This window comes from Corynebacterium lehmanniae (assembly GCF_043161975.1).
Lineage (GTDB): Bacteria > Actinomycetota > Actinomycetes > Mycobacteriales > Mycobacteriaceae > Corynebacterium > Corynebacterium lehmanniae.
In genome coordinates this window covers 2,192,209-2,207,693 of the sequence record NZ_CP170998.1, presented here as the reverse complement: position 1 = coordinate 2,207,693, position 15,485 = coordinate 2,192,209, and the positions used below count along the sequence as shown (strand labels likewise).

The 15,485-nt window shown below is 63.2% G+C and carries 16 protein-coding genes; 3 read left to right on the top strand and 13 right to left on the bottom strand.

Annotated features, from left to right (window positions below):
* The first annotated feature begins 262 nt into the window (after nucleotides 1–262).
* Nucleotides 263–2,104 (top strand): CAP domain-containing protein, encoded by a 1,842-nt coding sequence (locus ACF3NP_RS10565; RefSeq protein WP_181889357.1) that lies wholly within the window; start codon nucleotides 263–265, stop codon nucleotides 2,102–2,104.
* Between the two features lie 4 nt (nucleotides 2,105–2,108).
* Here the strand turns inward: ACF3NP_RS10565 and ACF3NP_RS10560 are convergent, their stop codons facing one another.
* From ACF3NP_RS10560 to ACF3NP_RS10535, 6 genes are all read right to left on the bottom strand, one after another.
* Nucleotides 2,109–3,278 (bottom strand): Fic family protein, encoded by a 1,170-nt coding sequence (locus ACF3NP_RS10560; RefSeq protein ID WP_181889358.1) that lies wholly within the window; start codon nucleotides 3,276–3,278, stop codon nucleotides 2,109–2,111.
* A gap of 59 nt (nucleotides 3,279–3,337) precedes the next feature.
* A complete protein-coding gene (locus ACF3NP_RS10555) occupies nucleotides 3,338–3,598 on the bottom strand; it encodes a helix-turn-helix transcriptional regulator (protein WP_181889359.1) in 261 nt (86 codons plus the stop codon).
* Between the two features lie 21 nt (nucleotides 3,599–3,619).
* A complete protein-coding gene (locus ACF3NP_RS10550; RefSeq protein ID WP_181889360.1) occupies nucleotides 3,620–4,264 on the bottom strand; it encodes a hypothetical protein in 645 nt (214 codons plus the stop codon).
* A 319-nt stretch (nucleotides 4,265–4,583) separates the two neighbouring features.
* Nucleotides 4,584–4,808, bottom strand: a complete 225-nt coding sequence (locus tag ACF3NP_RS10545) for a helix-turn-helix domain-containing protein (RefSeq protein ID WP_269952705.1) — start codon at nucleotides 4,806–4,808, stop codon at nucleotides 4,584–4,586.
* 223 nt (nucleotides 4,809–5,031) lie between these two features.
* Nucleotides 5,032–5,418: a hypothetical protein gene (locus tag ACF3NP_RS10540; protein ID WP_034996604.1), complete on the bottom strand. Its 387-nt coding sequence runs from the start codon at nucleotides 5,416–5,418 to the stop codon at nucleotides 5,032–5,034.
* Nucleotides 5,419–5,471: 53 nt separating this feature from the next.
* The gene (locus ACF3NP_RS10535; protein ID WP_181889361.1) at nucleotides 5,472–5,672 is read right to left on the bottom strand and encodes a hypothetical protein; all 201 of its coding nucleotides are present in this window, start codon (nucleotides 5,670–5,672) and stop codon (nucleotides 5,472–5,474) included.
* Nucleotides 5,673–5,739: 67 nt separating this feature from the next.
* On the opposite strand from ACF3NP_RS10535, the gene ACF3NP_RS10530 reads away from it, so the two are divergent.
* Entirely contained in the window at nucleotides 5,740–6,567 is an 828-nt protein-coding gene (locus tag ACF3NP_RS10530) for a GIY-YIG nuclease family protein (RefSeq protein WP_181889362.1), read from the top strand.
* A gap of 40 nt (nucleotides 6,568–6,607) precedes the next feature.
* On the opposite strand, the gene ACF3NP_RS10525 is transcribed toward ACF3NP_RS10530, so the two are convergent.
* The 3 genes from ACF3NP_RS10525 to ACF3NP_RS10515 form a co-directional block, all read right to left on the bottom strand.
* On the bottom strand, nucleotides 6,608–7,909 hold the full coding sequence (locus tag ACF3NP_RS10525) for a 3'-5' exonuclease (protein ID WP_269952704.1): 1,302 nt from the start codon (nucleotides 7,907–7,909) through the stop codon (nucleotides 6,608–6,610).
* Nucleotides 7,910–7,965: 56 nt separating this feature from the next.
* Nucleotides 7,966–9,060 (bottom strand): hypothetical protein, encoded by a 1,095-nt coding sequence (locus ACF3NP_RS10520; RefSeq protein ID WP_181889363.1) that lies wholly within the window; start codon nucleotides 9,058–9,060, stop codon nucleotides 7,966–7,968.
* Between the two features lie 66 nt (nucleotides 9,061–9,126).
* Nucleotides 9,127–9,834: a DEAD/DEAH box helicase gene (locus tag ACF3NP_RS10515; RefSeq protein ID WP_181889364.1), complete on the bottom strand. Its 708-nt coding sequence runs from the start codon at nucleotides 9,832–9,834 to the stop codon at nucleotides 9,127–9,129.
* Nucleotides 9,835–9,984: 150 nt separating this feature from the next.
* Here ACF3NP_RS10515 and ACF3NP_RS10510 point away from each other — a divergent pair, with 150 nt between their 5' ends.
* A complete protein-coding gene (locus ACF3NP_RS10510; RefSeq protein WP_181889365.1) occupies nucleotides 9,985–10,869 on the top strand; it encodes a hypothetical protein in 885 nt (294 codons plus the stop codon).
* 960 nt (nucleotides 10,870–11,829) lie between these two features.
* On the opposite strand, the gene ACF3NP_RS10505 is transcribed toward ACF3NP_RS10510, so the two are convergent.
* From ACF3NP_RS10505 to ACF3NP_RS10490, 4 genes are all read right to left on the bottom strand, one after another.
* Entirely contained in the window at nucleotides 11,830–12,597 is a 768-nt protein-coding gene (locus tag ACF3NP_RS10505; protein WP_070816764.1) for an ATP-binding protein, read from the bottom strand.
* Between the two features lie 3 nt (nucleotides 12,598–12,600).
* Nucleotides 12,601–14,241, bottom strand: a complete 1,641-nt coding sequence (gene istA, locus ACF3NP_RS10500; protein ID WP_392398673.1) for an IS21 family transposase — start codon at nucleotides 14,239–14,241, stop codon at nucleotides 12,601–12,603.
* Between the two features lie 101 nt (nucleotides 14,242–14,342).
* Nucleotides 14,343–14,654, bottom strand: a complete 312-nt coding sequence (locus ACF3NP_RS10495) for an ImmA/IrrE family metallo-endopeptidase (protein ID WP_181889367.1) — start codon at nucleotides 14,652–14,654, stop codon at nucleotides 14,343–14,345.
* A 495-nt stretch (nucleotides 14,655–15,149) separates the two neighbouring features.
* The gene (locus tag ACF3NP_RS10490) at nucleotides 15,150–15,485 is read right to left on the bottom strand and encodes a type II toxin-antitoxin system HicB family antitoxin (RefSeq protein ID WP_181889368.1); all 336 of its coding nucleotides are present in this window, start codon (nucleotides 15,483–15,485) and stop codon (nucleotides 15,150–15,152) included.

Below are 15,485 nucleotides of genomic sequence, written 5' to 3'. Positions count from 1 at the left end.
TACTTCGGCTTTCACGTGTCCCCAAGCGGTCTTGCAGGTTTTGGCCAGCTTCTTAGCAAGTCCTTACCTCCGTTGCCCCCGCGCTACCCCCCCGGGGGTTCCGGCGCTTCCGCCCGCCTCTTCGTCTGCGCGTCCGTTCCAGTAGACATCGGGGTGAGGGTTCCGCAACTGCGGAACCTCCTCAACACCTACTCGAGGGTTCAGCCGCCTCCGACCACCCGTTCCGCTGTCGAAGCCCCAGCGCAGCCCTATAGTTCTGACTATGTCACGTTCCCGCATCGCGCCCGCCGCGCTGGCCTGCGCCCTCGCCGTCAGCACCGTTCATCTCCCCGCCGCCGAGGCGCAGTCCTCCGGCAGCTCCACCAGGACCGTCAACCAGCAGGGCTTCGACGAAGCCACCGCGAAGTGGCAGCCGCTTTTCGACGCCGCATCCGCCGCCCTCACCAAAGCCGAGCAGGACTCGAAGGCTGCGCAGTCCCAGCGCGACTCCGCCCGCGCCGAGCTGGCAAAGGCAGACGCCCAGGTGGAGTCCGCACGAAGCGAGGTGGAGCTCCTGAAGGGGCGGCTGGAGCGGGCGGACGTGGAGGGGCGTCAGCTTGATGTCGATAAGGCGCAGCGCGCATTGGAAGCCGCGCGTGCCGCGCACGAGGCCAAGGCGGGGGAGCTAGCGCGAGCGGAGGAGGCGGCACGCGAGCGGGCGGAGGATACCGCGAAGGCGCAGGCCAACGTGGACGAAAAGGCGACTGCGGCGCGCGGCGTCCGGGAGGAGTTGGACGCGCTGGAGGCGAAGCAGCACGCCGCCGCGAACGCCCTCGCAGACGTTGATGCGCGCGAGGCCGCGGGCGCGGACTACACCCAGGAGGACTGGGAGCGGCTGGTCGCGGACGCGGTTGTGGAGATCACCAACGAGTACCGCGCGCGCCACGGCATGCACCCGCTGGTGAGCCACGACGTTTTCAACGACAACGCCCGCGACTGGAGCGGCGTGCTAGCCGCCGACGTGAACCGTGGCATGGATCCGAAGAACGTGCTGCGCCACGCCAAGTTCGAGGACTACGGCTTCAGCGGCGAGAACGCCACGTACGATTGGCTCGGCTGGCCCAGCGTGAGGCCGGCAACCGCCACGCGCGCGGATTGGGCGCACCTTGCCGAGGACTTCTTCACCTCCTGGCGCAACTCCACCAGGCACAACCGGGGCATGCTCGCCTCCGGCATCACCGGCATCGGCGTGGGCGTGCGCACCGCAGCCGACGGCACGGCGTTTGCCATCATGCAGTTTTACGAGCTGGGCACCCCGGACGGCGACTACATGCTCGGCCCGGACGCCGGTTCGAGGAAGGCGAAGGCCAGCGGCAAGGGCTTCTACGTCTCTACCGGCGCGCGCGAGACGCTCGGCATCGCGCCGCTGACCGTGGACCTCAACGACCGCAGGGACGCCAACCCCAGCTACGGCGACTTCAACCGCCGCGCCCTCGAATCGGTGTCCGAATCGGCACCGCGCGCACTGGCTGTGCAGGTTTCCCACGACTACGCGGCGGAGCGCGCGGAGCACGTCGAGGCCAAGCGCACGCTGGATGCGCAGGTGGCGGCGCAGACCGAGCGCGACACCGCCGCGCAGGAGGCCCTCGCCATTGCGCGCAGGCAGCTTAACGACGCAAGCTCCGCCCAGCACACCGCCGAAGCGCGACGCGACCGCCTGTCGGAGGAGGCCGCCGCACTTTCCGGCAACGTCACCGCCTCCCAGGCAGCCCTCGACGCCGCCGCCGAGGAGCTGGAGTGGGCGAAGTCGGTGGACCGCGAGAAGCTCGAAGCTGATATCGCCGCAGCTGAGGAGCGTCTCGCCGAGGCGGAGCAGGCAGCGGAGGATGCGTACCTGAGCTACGGCAACACGCAGCAGGCCTTGGACGAGGCGGAGGACGAGGTTGCCGAAGCCAAAGCTGAGGTCGCGCGCGTGACCGCGCAGCGCCCGACGCTGACGCAGTACACCACCACCGAAACCAACACTGCGGCGGTCGTGCTTGGTGTGCTGGCCGCGCTGGCGGTCGTGGGCATCGGCGTGGTGGCGTTGGCGCCGCGCCTCGGCATCGAGCTGCCCTGGCAGTAGCGGTTCAGCCCCGGCGGCCGGCGGCGTCGGCGAACTCGTCGAGCAACGCGAGCACGTCGGGGGAGCGCCACCCGCGCTGGCGTTTATCCAACTGCGCGGAGATGACGAGGCCGTCGTCTTCCAGCCTGTCCAGAGCATTTCGAGCCGTCTCCGCTGACACGCCAAACTCCGCGGACACCGCAGCAGTGGTCAACACGGGCCGTTGCAGCAGCAGGTCGAGCACCCGCCAGGCCAGCGCGTCGGCGCGGGCGGTGAGCTGCTCGTTCCACTCCGCACGAACGGCACCAAGCTCCGCTGCCAGCCAGGATCCGCGCTCGGCGGCATCGATGGCGGCACGGGCGAACAGCTGCACGATCCGGTCCACATCGCCGCCGCGGTAGGCATCGAGCGTAGCGAAGTACCCCGTTGTGTCGGTGAGGAGGCTGGCGGAGAGGGGGAGGGCGGAGCTCGTCGTTAAGCTACGCTCCCGCAACACCACATGCACAAGCGCACGGCCCGTGCGGCTGTTGCCGTCGGCGAACGGGTGGATCGTCTCAAACTGCGCGTGCGCGATCGCCGCCTGGGCGAGCGCCGGGAGGTCATCGCGCGCCATGAACTCGCCAAGATCCGCCATCAGCTCCCCAAGATGGCGCTGGTGGGGCGGCACGAACATCGCCCCGGCGGGGGAGTAGTCGCTGCCGCCGATCCACACCTGAGCGTTACGCAGCACGCCCGCGATCTCTGGAGCGGAATCCGTAAGCAGGATCCGGTGCATCTCCACGATGCCATCCACGCTCGCGCGGGCCCGCTCCACCGCGGCCTCCATCTGACGAGTGTTCGCCGCAATCAGCGCCGCATTTCCCCGCCCGCGGCCAGTGACCTCCGCCTCCAGCACCTTGCGAGCCGACGACGTGAGCTGCTCAATGCGACTAGACGCGGCCGACTCACTGCGAAGCAGCAGCGGGGTAAACGGCACGACCCGGTGCGCGTCCGTCGTATCGAACCGCACGGCCGCGACCGTCGCCTGTTCCACCAGCGCACGCGTCTCCTCAGCGAGCGCGAGCTGCTGGTTCGCAATCTTCGGGACCACTGCGGCCTCATACTCGCGCGGCATCCTCTTCGCCGCCCGCCGCGGGTACGAATCGGGCGCGGGCGACCACGGGAGCGTCTCAGTTTCCACCCGCGGCCAGTTCATACGAGGGAGACTACCAAACTTACGCCGTTATCTTTGGTGGTTGCCCACGAACACCAAACTTATCGACGGCTAAAGCGCTCCCACACCCGGTACGTGTCCTGCAGATTGAGCCACAGCTCTGTCGAGGTACCAAGCGCTGCCCCGGCCAGCTCGGCGGATTCCCGCGTCAGCTCCCGCTCGCCCGAGATGAGCTCTTCAACAAAGCGCGTCGACCGTCCCATGATCGCGGCGAAATCTGCTTCGCTCCAACCACGTTCTTCTAGTTCCTCCGCGAGGAAGTCTCCCGCCGGGAACGCTTCGGCCAAGGGTTGAATAGCCATTGTTCACTGACGATACCGCCGCTACGCGGGCCGCGTCCCCCAACTGCGGAACCGGTGCCGGTCTACCACCTCCTCCACGGCATACACCATGTCCCGAAGGGCACCGTACCCCGCGAGCTTCGCCTCCAGGTCCACGATCAATTGCAGGCCATCGACCCACATCTCCATAACCACGCGCGGTTCCGCCGTCCCCGGCGCGAACAGCGGCAGCGGGAAGTACGCTGAGCCGGAGTCTTTACCGATTTCGCTGCCATCCACCTCGCTGCATTTGTAGTTTAGGCCTATCTCCGCCAGGCCGTCGCCAGCCAATTCAGCGCTAGGTTCTGGGAACTCTACCTCCCGGATTTCCACCCGCATCGCGCGATCCGCTTCGCCTGCGTGGGAGAGAGGTTTCGGCAGCACGCTGGAGATGGTGTCGCAAAGCGGCCCCATCATGTCCAGACGGCCGGCGTCGGCGCATTCCCGGGCGAAGATCGCGAGCCCGTATACGCCTGCAAACCGCGGTTCCCGCGCGAGCGCCTCCCCGCTGATCTCCACCATCAACCTGGCCGCCGAACCCGCTGATTCGACGGTTGTCGCTTGCCGCATCAGCAGCAGCGGCAAGCCAGCCATCAAGGCGATGCCTGCGAGGTGCTCAGCCACCTCACCTGCTTCCGGCTGCTTCATACTGACCGTCCGACACTTTGTGGCCGCCCGATTTAGTCCGGCAACAACCGCTTGCCCAAGCTCCCGCCCGGAAGCGTCAATCTCACCGAAACGGTTCGCAACAATTACCCGGCCCCCAACGTGCGTTCCCGCCGCCTTGGCCCCAATTTTCCAAGTTTTCATCCCCATGCCCAGCAGCCTACGTCGCACCCGGCGCAAGCACAGCCCCTCACGTGCTCATTTCAGTGGACATCCGCCTATCGACGCACCAAAGGTTTCCCCCAGAAACAGTTGGTGCGCACCCAGTTGTCCGCAATGCGGAGTCCGCAAGGGGCGACGCTCAAAATCGCCCCAACTCGTCAGCTCTATGCACGACGGGTTCAAGGTCGTACCCGAGCACGGCAAGAACGTCGATCACCTTGCCAAGCTCGGCCGTCGGCTTACCGTACTCCAGCTCCCGAAGGAACCGGTCCGACACGTCGGCAAGCTCGGCGACCTCCAGTCGGGTCAGCCTCCGCTCCTTACGCTGGGCGCGCACAAAGCTGCCGAGTGCCTCTATGTCCACGTGTCACGTCTCCTCGCTGACCGTATGCTGTTACGGAACGTTCGCACCGAATCTGTTCCTATAGGCCGTGAGGCTAGCGCAAAACAGCGCATTTCGGTGCGTTCGATCCGACTTGGAGGCACGCTCCTTCAATTTCAGATCGACACGTTCGTTCCGCCGAGGGCAAGCTGGCAGGGTGGTCTCGGCCGCATACACGCAGCGATCTGCCTATCTTCGCACCGGCTTAGCCCAGCGGCGCGTAGCCAAAGTCACCGCGCTGCACCTGACTGCGGGCATTCGGGTCGAAGGTTGCGCACAGGGCTGCCGCCACGTAGCGCACACCGCCTGCCGGCGAAGAGGAGCCGACGCGCTCGGCGCAGTTCTCCAGGGCTGGCAGGCCGATACTCTCCCCGGGCGAAGTCATGGAGAAGAAGGACGCGGCCATCATGGTGTTGCCATCGGCGCGCACGTATTCCGAAGAGCCCTTAATAGCTTGCCAAGCAATCGCCCCGACGGGATCGGTGCGGAACTGGTCCCGCTCAGTTGGGGTCAGCTCGGCGTTAGCAGCAGGCGCGGACAGTGTTGTGATGAGTAGTGCTGCTGTTGCAGCAAGGAGAGGAAACTTTTTCATAGGAACACTCTATCTCCCACGCCACAGTTTTCCTCGGCATTGCCGACCCCGGCTTAACTGATGGCGCTGCGCAACTGTCGAATCTCGGCAGGCCCCACACGGCGCAATGCGGAGTCGGCACGGGATGACGCATCGACGACCTCCACCACCTCAAGCTGAGTCAGCCTGAGTTTCGGATTACGCTCAACCGTATGGGTTCCCCGAAAACGCTGCAGCTTTTCATGATGGGACGGCACTGCCGCCGGGCCGATCAAGGCCTCGATTAGAAATTGGGTCGGCCGAGTCTATTCAATCCCGCGCACCGAGCTCAATTCGGAGGAGTTGCGCCGCCGCCCTGAGCTCAACCACCCGGCGGTGTACTTTCTGGTGGGCACAAACCCGGAGACGGATAAGCCACGGATCTACATTGGGCAGACCGCACCACGGCAGAACGGGGTAGCGTTCGCCCGCGCCGCCGAGCACGCGCGCAGTGAAGACAAGGACTTCTTCAACCGCATCATCTACGTAGTTGTTGTGGATGACTCCTGGGGTGCCACCGAGATCACCTTCCTGGAAAACGCGTTCCACCAGCGCGCTATCAGAGCAGACCGATATGAGGTAGCGAACGGCAACACCCCGTCCGCCGGCAGTGTCAGCGAGGAGACGCAGGCAGAGCTCGACGAGTTCATCGAGAACACCAACCTGATCATCAGCGCATTGGGCATCTCCGCGTTTCAACCGAAGGCGACCGCGGGGAAGTCGTCGGCTGTGCACTCCTCAGGCACAACCCTGAATCAACAAGCAAAAGAGGAAGAACCGACGTTTGAACTCACCGTTCCACGGCATGGAGTACAGGGCCTGGGCCAACGCACCGCAGACGGCTTTTTAGTGCTGGCAGGTTCGACGCTCCGGAAAGAGCTTCTGCCCAGCGCCGCGCGAGGTGTCCACGCAACCCGGGACCGCTATGCGGACCAGATTCAAAACGGCACGTTGCTCTCAGATCTCGAATTCACAAGCCCATCGGCTGCTGCATCGTTTCTCGTCGGCGGTGCTGCGAATGGGCGAAGGCTTTGGCACCTCCAAGAGGAGCCAACCACCACGCTGGCGGATTGGGAGGACCGCGAAGGCGACGAGGCAGACCACCAGGCAGCGCAGCCCGAAACGCCCTAACCCTCCGGCAGCAGCTCCGACCGCTCGCCGACTGTGGTCACTACCAGCGCGTCGCGGGCGCGGGAGGCCGCCACGTACAGCGCGAGCGCTCACGTTGCAGGGCGGCGCGGGCGTCTTCCTCGGACAGGTTCTTCAGGCGGAAGCGCAGCGGCATGATCTCCTTGCCCACGCCCATGAGGATCACGTGGGTGAACTCCATGCCTTTGGCGCCGTGCATGGTCATCACGCTGACCTGCTCGTGGGAGGCCAGCTCCGCATTCTTGGTCTGCACGGCGTCGATGCCGTGGTCGGCAAGACCGGAAACCACGCGGGAGAGCTGCCCGCGGGTGCGGCACATCACCCCGACTCGCGCTTCCTTGTTCACCCCCTCCGCGGCCGAACGCTCGGCCTCCCCAAGCCAGCCGTTGATCAACGCAGCCGCAACGGCGAATTCCTCGTCCTCGGACGCCGCGGTCACGATCATCGGCGCCGGGCCGGTACGCGCGGAGCGGTAGTGCTCAACCGAGCCGGTCTTACCTTCGCCGTCCAAGAACTCCATGTCGCCGCCGACCAGAATGCGCAGCGCGTAGTCCAGGTTCTCTTTGGTGGTTCGGTAATTCAGCGTGAGCCGTCGAGAAGCGCGGCCGCGAGTAGAAATGCCAAAGTGCGACAGCGTCAGCGGGTTGCCGTAGATGCGCTGGTGAGAGTCCTCGGCGATGAAAATGTCGTTCGGACCCGACGCAACGCATGCCCGCAAGAACCGCCAGTGCCCAGCGTTGAAGTCCTGTGCCTCGTCCACCACAACGTGGTTGAACTCGCGCTGGCCATCGCGCTCCACACGCACGTTGAGCATCTCCGCGCCCACGGCGGACATGGTGGGCCAGAACAGCTGGCCGTCGATGGCCTGGGTCTGCATGATCGCGGCAGGTGCGCGCGCTGCCCGAACTCCAGCACCGCGTCCAGTTCCAGGCGCTGCAGCTCCGCACGGGTGGCTTCGCTCCGGGCGTTCTCGTCCGCGTCCTTGGACCAGAACGGCACGAACGTGGGCGCGTCCGCGATCTTCGGCGGCAGCAGCTCGAAACGCGCGCGCGGCGGTGTCCTCGGCGGCGTCCGCGCGCTCCAGGATCCGCAGCGGCATCTGGGCGACCGCAACATCCTCGTCCCCGACGACGCTGCGCATGAGCGTACGAATCCCGAACCCCCTCGACCGCGACTGCACGAACCCCGCCCGGTGCGCCGCGTTCTGCACCGAGTCCGCGAACACGAGCGTTTTCTTCTCCTCCTGAGCCAGCTGCGGCATGCCGAAGAGGTTGGACAGCCCCACCGAGAGCAGCGTGGCCACGCGCGAACCGATGTAGCGCACCGCGTCCGACTCCCCGCAGTTCGGGCACACCTGCTCACGCGCGTAGTCCGCCGCGTTCAGCCCCGCGTACTGAGCACGGGCACCGAGCGCCCCTCTGCGCGATCCTCATCGCTCGGCTCGGTGGTGCTCAGCGTGCGCGTGGACGTGTGGAACCACATCAGCGCGCGTTTGCCGTCCTCGCCATCGAACGCGCCCGGCTCCATGCCTTCGGCCACGGCGCGCCGGTACTCGTTCGTTGCATCGATGAGTGGCCGCGGGAGCTCAGGCTTATCGACGCTCGCCTTCCGGATCTCCCCACCATTGAGCACCACCGCATCGGTGCCCGGCTCATGCGCCGTCATCCACCCAGCGCGGCCGCACTCGCGGCAGTAAATGGCGGGCAGCCACACCGCGGAGTCCTCCGCGCCGATGTGTCCGTCGTCGGCAAACCGGAACACCTGGCCGTCCTCGGTCGGGGTGACGGCGCGCTCGATACGGGAGACCTCGCGCACCCACAGGTGCGTCTCCACACCGGGCAGGCGCTTGCCACAAAACCCGTACGCCTCGCCGGCGAGCGCGCGCAGGTGCGCCACCGCGGTGAGCAGGTGGGTGACGAACTCCCGCGCGGTGTCCTCGCCCAAGCTGCGTAGCACGATCGGGTCGAACATCTCCTCCGGCAGCGTCTTCGCGTCCTCGCCCTCGTGCTTGATCAGGGGGTTGGCGTTCCCGGCGCCGCCCAGCAGCGCCTGCGTAATCGGGTGCACCGAGTACACCGCGATCGTTGCGTCGAGGTCCGCGCCCGCATCCACACCCCACAGCTGCGTGCGGAAGATGTCCAGCACCACGTCCGCGTGACCGCGTCCGGAGGTGTCGTCCACGACCGCGTCCACGATCCCGCGCAGCTCATCAATATCCGGCGGCAGGGGAGTGGTGCTACGCCCATAGGTCTGCGCGATCTCCTCAGTCCACTCGGTGTATGTGAGTGTCTTCTCGCTCACCATCGCGTCCGGCGTGAACGCTTCGCCGAAGATGGTGCCCGCGAACTCGAGCACCTTCGAGCGGTCGTCGTCACCGCCGAGCGTTGCGAACGTTGCCACCGGAGTGACGCGACCCAGCGGGTTCGACGCGTACTCGCCCAGGAACCCCTCGGGCTGGTGCTCCTTCAGCTTCAACCCGAGGCGGCACAGCAGCTGCGCGACGTCGGTGCCCTGCGCGCCGTCGTACGTGTGGAACTCATCCTACACCAGGTACTGCAGCGATGTCGCAGACTTGCGCCAGATCTCCCGGTCCTCCGGGCGAAGGAGCAGCTGGTCCAGCATCTTGTAGTTGGTGAGCAGGATGTCCGGAGGGTTGAGGCGAATCTCTTCGCGATCATTGATCAGCGACTGCGCCGTCACCTTCTTCACACTGCCCCTGGCTTCACCGGTGTAGATGCCGGCCGTGGCACCTGCCAACGCCGGTTCATTGGCGATCAGCTTGGCCAGACGATCCGCCTGATCATTGGCGAGCGCGTTCATCAGGTACAGCAACAGCGCCTTCACACCGGTATGGCCCTCCGCACGGGCACTCGCCGCATGGTCCAGGACCGGGTAGAGGAAGGATTCCGTCTTACCTGAGCCGGTACCCGTGATCACCAGCGTGGGATCCGGGCGACGCTCCCCGTGCTCGTCCCGGCTGCGCAACCTGCGGAACGCCTCCGCCTGGTGGTGGTACGGCGTGAACCACGACGGCATCCAGTCCAGGATCCCGTCCCACCCAATCGCCCGCGCGTAGGGGAGGCGCACCCGCACATACGGCCCGTGGAACATGCCGCGCTCCGTGTCATCCAGGAACGCCTTCAAGGCGTTGGACGTCTCCGGGTTCCTCAGCGAGAACGCGGAAGCCAGGTACTCGGAGACACCGCCTAAGACGTGCTCGGATGCGTGGACGGGGATAAGGGACGACACAGGGGAGAGCTTATCGGTGACAACGTCATCTGGTTGTGAGTTGGGCGCCAGGGCATTGCGGGATTTATACCGACCAAGAATGTGCTGCCGAGTCCGATGAAACGGGCTAATCTAGGGGCTGCCTTGCTGTAATCGTATCGAAGGAATCAAATGGATGCTCAGTCTCTTTACCGGGTGGACCGACGTACCAATCTAAGCGAAGAGGACTACGTCGACGCCGTAGACGCACTTGATCTCGATCCCGATACTTGGTCGCAACGGTACATGGAGGATCAAAACTCCGACACCGATTTTCCGACATGGGCCGCGATCATCTATGAACGCATTCGTAACTACGGCCCACGCCTGTCCTGGGACTACATCGACGAATGGTGGGAGCGATTCGCGGTGGACCGAAACACGGAAGTGTCGTTCCCGGAATGGCTCCTCGACATCTACGAACGAATCCGCAACTACGGCCCACGCCTGTCCTGGGACTACATCGACGAATGGTGGGAGCGATTCGCGGTGGACCGAAACACGGAAGTGTCGTTCCCGGAATGGCTCCTCGACATCTACGAACGAATCCGCAACTACGGCCCACGCCTGTCCTGGGACTACATCGACGAATGGTGGAGCCGATACACCGAAGAAACCAAAACGGAACTTTCGTTCCCGGAATGGCTCCTCGACATCTACGAACGAATCCGCAACTACGGCCCACGCCTGTCCTGGGACTACATCGACGAATGGTGGAGCCGATACACCGAAGAAACCAAAACGGAACTTTCGTTCCCAGAATGGCTCCTCGACATCTACGAACGAATCCGCAACTACGGCCCACGCCTGTCCTGGGACTACATCGACGAATGGTGGAGCCGATACCAGAGGGATCGATTTACCGATGACCCGTTCAACGAATGGCTCCTCGACATCTACAACCGCATCCGCGATTACGGACCAAGACTATCTTGGGACCAGATTGATGAAGTGTGGGAGCAGTATGTCAGCAGCTTCTCTGAAAACTCTTTTGTTGATTTCGCGTTAGATAGATAGCTCTGCAAGGCTTCCCGAATCAGGTCCATTTAGACTGGTCAATCCTGCCTGAGTGAGCAAACGCCCGTAGATCTTATATGCTCCAGGAAGGCCGGCGCGTGGACGCGCGAAGAGTGGCGAGATAGTCCCGCTTGGCCGGGGATTTCTCGTTGTTGGTGTCTGTGATTTTGACTGCCAAGTAGATCAGCTCAACTCGCTAGTAGAGGTTTGATATTTTGCTCCGCACGATGTCTTACGACGCGTCCGGAGCCCCCGCTGGCTCAGGGACAATACCCTAGATCGCTCTCGTCGTCACAGGTCCCAGCACTTCCGAAACGGACTCGTTTATCTCAACATTCTGACGCTCTGCCGAGTCGTAACGGGGACGAATACCAAGTCCTTCAAGGCGGTTGACGACACGTTGGATCTGTTCCTCCGGGTCAGGTAGAAATCGGATTCGACGATGCGAATAATCACCCAGCCGAGGCGCACCAACTCTCGCTGTCTCGCTTGGTCTGCAATCGCGAATTCTTCACTCGGTGTCTTGGAAAGCGAGGCATAGCTACTGCACCCAGGTAGCGTTCCGCATCTCTTTCCGTGATCTGCCCATGGCTCCAGGCGCGGGTAACCGTGCCATAGAATCGGCCGCCGACGCGCGAGCGTACCAATACGTGAAACGGAGGAGCGCCACCGTTTTCGCGCGGTTCAGAGCGGCTTGCTTTGACCAGTTCGATCACGCCTGAAGCCTCTTCGCGTGAGGTGAAGCCCAGCTCAACTAGCCGCCAGAGCATCGCTTCCCGGCTCAGACCGAAACGTTGCGAAAGCCGGTTAACGGAATCCAGCGAGTCTGCGTCGGTGAAAAATCGCTCCACTGCCTCCGCCGGAGTGTTTAGACCACGTGTTTAGTAACGGTGTGGTGAGTATCGGGTAACGCCCGGGTGAGTATCGAGTAACACCCGGGCGTTTTGGGGTTTGGCGGGGTTATTGGGTCAGTCGCATGTTGGTGCCTTCGAGTGTGATGATTTCGGCGCCGGCGACGAGTCGGTTGAGGATGGATTCGGCGATGACGGCATCGGGGATGGATTTGTACCACTCGTCGGGTGTGAACTGGGATGTCACGATGGTGGATCCGCGGGGTTCGCGTTCTGCGAGGATATTGAGCAGTTGGTGTGCGGTAGCGGCATCGATTGGGGTGGTCAGGAAGTCGTCGAGGACTAACACGTCTGTGTTGTGTAGGTCTTCGAGGAATGTGATGCGGGCTGGGTCGTCGTGTTTGAGCACGGCGAGGTGGTTGGCAAGTGTGTCGGTGCGGAAAAAGCGCGCGGAGTAGTCGTTTCGGCACGCCGCGGTAAGCAGTGCTTGGGCGAGGTAGGTTTTGCCGACGGAGGATTTGCCCAGGATGACAATGTTTTGTGCGCTTTGGCACCATTGGCAGTGAGCGAGTCGGGTGATTTGCTCTTTGTTGATGGTGCGGCCGGGCGTGTAGGTGATGTCTTCGATACAAGCATCGGGATTTGGCGATCGGGATGCTTTGAGCAGTTTGTTGACTCGCCTCTCACGCTTGGCCGCTACCTCTTTGTCGAGTGCGTAGAGCACCTTGTCGGAAAAGCTCCAATCGTCGAAGGCGGGATCGGCGGCGATGTCGATGACGCTTTGTCCGAAGGCGGTCATGCGCAGGTCGGTAAAGATCGGCAGGACTGATTCGTCGAGGAAGCGGGCAGATGCTGATGCTGGTTGTGGGTGGGGCATGGGTTATGCAGATCCCTTCTTGGTGAGGTTTTCGAGGCTGAACTGGGCAGCACCACCGAGGTAGGCGCCGCGGGTGTCACGCGCTGTCGGGGCAGGCGCACCGCCAGCGGGTCTGCCAGTTGGTTGACCGATTGGTACATCGGTGCCTGTGGGTCGTGTGGAGGTGTCTTTGCGCACGGCGGCCATCATGTTTTTCACCGCGGTATACGACACAGCACGCCTGGCGCCGTCGGTGGACACCAAACGTCTGCAGGCTTCTTCGAGGATTGGCTTGTTGGTGTGTTTGCCCATGTTGAGCACGTTGCGGCACGCTTGGTACGCCTGGGCAGGGATCGCTTTGGCTTCGATGAGCTCGGCAATCACCTGGCGTGTGGCCGGCCCGATCTTGGCGGCTTCGCGCAGGAAGTACTCGCTTGTCCATAACCCACGGGTGTCACCTATGTTCGCCGGGATGTGGTCGGTGTCGGTGACATACACCCCGCGGGCACGCGCGAGTTGGTGTCTGGCCACACGCTGCCCGGCGTCGAAGACGGCGAGACTGTCACCGGTGATACGCACATCCACGGTGCGGCCCACCAGCTGGTTGGGCACCGAGTAATGCGCGTTGTGCACTCTGATGTGGAAATTGGGCGCGACTTTGGCGCGTTTCCATTCGGTACGCTGCCACGGTGTTTCAGGCAGCGCGGTGAGCACGTCGCGTTCGAACTGATCAAACAATGCGCGTCTGCTCGTCGCATTGCCGCGAAACGGCGTGGCAGCGTTAATCCCATCGACTAGGACGGTAATTTTTGCGTTGAGCTCGTCTATCCCAACGCACTGGTGGCCATCGAGTGCGTGGATGACGTTTTGGGTGACGATCTTGACTGCGGCTTCGACGCTGGCCTTGTCTTTGGGTCGTTTCGCCCGAGCCGGCAACGCGGCGGTGTTGTAGTGCTCCAAAAACTCCTCGTAGGTGGAGTTGACCCGACGATTTTTGTCCGCGGCACTAATCGCGTTCGAGGCTGTCGAGGCATTATCCGGCACGATGACCTCGGCAACCCCGCCGAAGTACTCAAACGCGCGGATATGAGCTGCAAGCCACGCGTCCTGGCGCTCATCCGCGCACGCGCAGGCGAACACCATCCCCGAATACGGCAGCGAGGCGACAAAGATACTGACCTTCGATCCTTGTCCGCCGGTGGGGTCAAACAACCGCATCTTTGTGCCTGCCCAGTCCACCTGCATCGTATGGCCCGGGGCATGGGTGATCCTGGCGGTCAGCCCAGCTGCATCAACGTGTTGGGCCACAAGCTGGCGAAACCGCTCGTAGCTGTAATACCGCTGGCCTGGGTCCGCAGGCTGTGCGGTGTAGCGACCCCACAACACCTGCAGGGTCACTTTGTTGCGCCCGGTGCGTGCCTTGGCGACAGCGTCGAAATCGATCGGGACGAAATCGCCCTGAGCATGGCTGCGCCCGTCGACGAACCAGTCCACCAGCTCATGATCCGCAACCCCACGAAGTTGCTCACGGGTTGTGATGTTGTGTTCCACCAGCGCATCGCGTGCTTTTTGCACGGTGGTGTGCGAGCACCGCAAACTCGAACAGATTTGGCGGACAGACCAGCCTTTGAGCACTTGATCCATTACCGCCCGGTAGTCAGTCACAGTCAGACTCCTCTGGTAACGCCGCGTGCCCTGAAGTCACGCGGTCACCAGAATCCTCCCCCGGACTGTTACTGGATGCTCACCAATGCGTTACTCGATACTCACCACGGTGTTACTAGATACGACCGCGCAACAGCCGGAGCGATAACCGCAGCCGCGAACCTGTTGCACCAACGCCCGACGCCCGCATGTTCAGAGTGATCAGAAATACCGGTGCGCCCAACAACAACGTGGCCCAATTCGTGGGCCAAGCTGAACAACTGGGCAGTTTTGGCATCCGCGGTGTTAACAAACACCAAGACGTAACCGCCGTCTTCGATTGTGAAGCCTCGGAACTCGCCGACGCTGAGCCTTCTCGAAGTTGTGTTCCCGGCAATCGAGTTTCTCGCCACCAGGATTCCGTCTTCCTCCATGGCCGCAGCGAGTTCGGCTACGTTGTCGCTTCCCGGGAGTGCCTCTCTCGATACCAAGAAGTTCCCTGGTTCGCTCTGCCGTTTCAGCCGGATCCTGCTCGATCGTGGCCGAGGCATACATCTTCGGTGGGGCGATACCCTCTTCAGCAGCGAAATCGGCGTACCAAGCGAGCCTGCTCTGACTCGAACGGATAGTCTCCCGCAAGTTGGCACTCACGGTGCCCACCGCCTTGTTTCCGACGGTCCAAAAATCCGTCACACCTACTCGTTCGCCCGACGGCTCGTCCAATAGCAATCGGCCAAATGGAATGTGGGCGAGCTTCGCGAGTTCCCTCGCCTGCTTCAGCGTTGGGCGAGTCTCACCCGAGTGCCACTGTGGAAGCTTGGGGAATCGCTTCTCCAATTCAGCTTCCGGCAGGCCAGTGCTATCCAGCGCCCACGCAAGCATGTGAGGCTGGATATTGACCCGGACAACGCTCATCCCGAAGTTCCCGTTTACGCGTTCGCGAGCTTCTGCGTCACCCAAGCGTTCAAGGACACGCCCTCCCGCGCGGCATCCATGGCAAGACGGCGGTGGAGGGAGCTGCTGACACGCACGTTGAACCGTCCGGAAAAATCGCGCTGACCGAATGGTTGGGGGATAGGTTCCCCGGTTTGCTGCATGTCTGCGATTACCTCAGCGACAAGCTTCCGAAGTCCAGCACTTGACCGCTGGGCATCCTCATCGAGCCAGCTCAAGGACGGGAACTCGGCAACGGTGGACACGTACTCACCGTCCTCCTCAGACCAGAAGGTTTGGTAAGTGTACTTATCCGACAAGCGTTCAGTCAT

What these genes read in the sequence shown, in the direction of transcription:
- ACF3NP_RS10565 (WP_181889357.1), top strand. Translation starts at nt 263, where the DNA reads ATGTCACGTTCCCGCATCGCGCCCGCCGCGCTGGCCTGCGCCCTCGCC.
- ACF3NP_RS10560 (WP_181889358.1), bottom strand. Translation starts at nt 3,278, where the DNA reads ATGAACTGGCCGCGGGTGGAAACTGAGACGCTCCCGTGGTCGCCCGCG.
- ACF3NP_RS10555 (WP_181889359.1), bottom strand. Translation starts at nt 3,598, where the DNA reads ATGGCTATTCAACCCTTGGCCGAAGCGTTCCCGGCGGGAGACTTCCTC.
- ACF3NP_RS10550 (WP_181889360.1), bottom strand. Translation starts at nt 4,264, where the DNA reads ATGAAGCAGCCGGAAGCAGGTGAGGTGGCTGAGCACCTCGCAGGCATC.
- ACF3NP_RS10540 (WP_034996604.1), bottom strand. Translation starts at nt 5,418, where the DNA reads ATGAAAAAGTTTCCTCTCCTTGCTGCAACAGCAGCACTACTCATCACA.
- ACF3NP_RS10510 (WP_181889365.1), top strand. Translation starts at nt 9,985, where the DNA reads ATGGATGCTCAGTCTCTTTACCGGGTGGACCGACGTACCAATCTAAGC.
- ACF3NP_RS10505 (WP_070816764.1), bottom strand. Translation starts at nt 12,597, where the DNA reads ATGCCCCACCCACAACCAGCATCAGCATCTGCCCGCTTCCTCGACGAA.
- ACF3NP_RS10495 (WP_181889367.1), bottom strand. Translation starts at nt 14,654, where the DNA reads ATGGAGGAAGACGGAATCCTGGTGGCGAGAAACTCGATTGCCGGGAAC.
- ACF3NP_RS10490 (WP_181889368.1), bottom strand. Translation starts at nt 15,485, where the DNA reads ATGACTGAACGCTTGTCGGATAAGTACACTTACCAAACCTTCTGGTCT.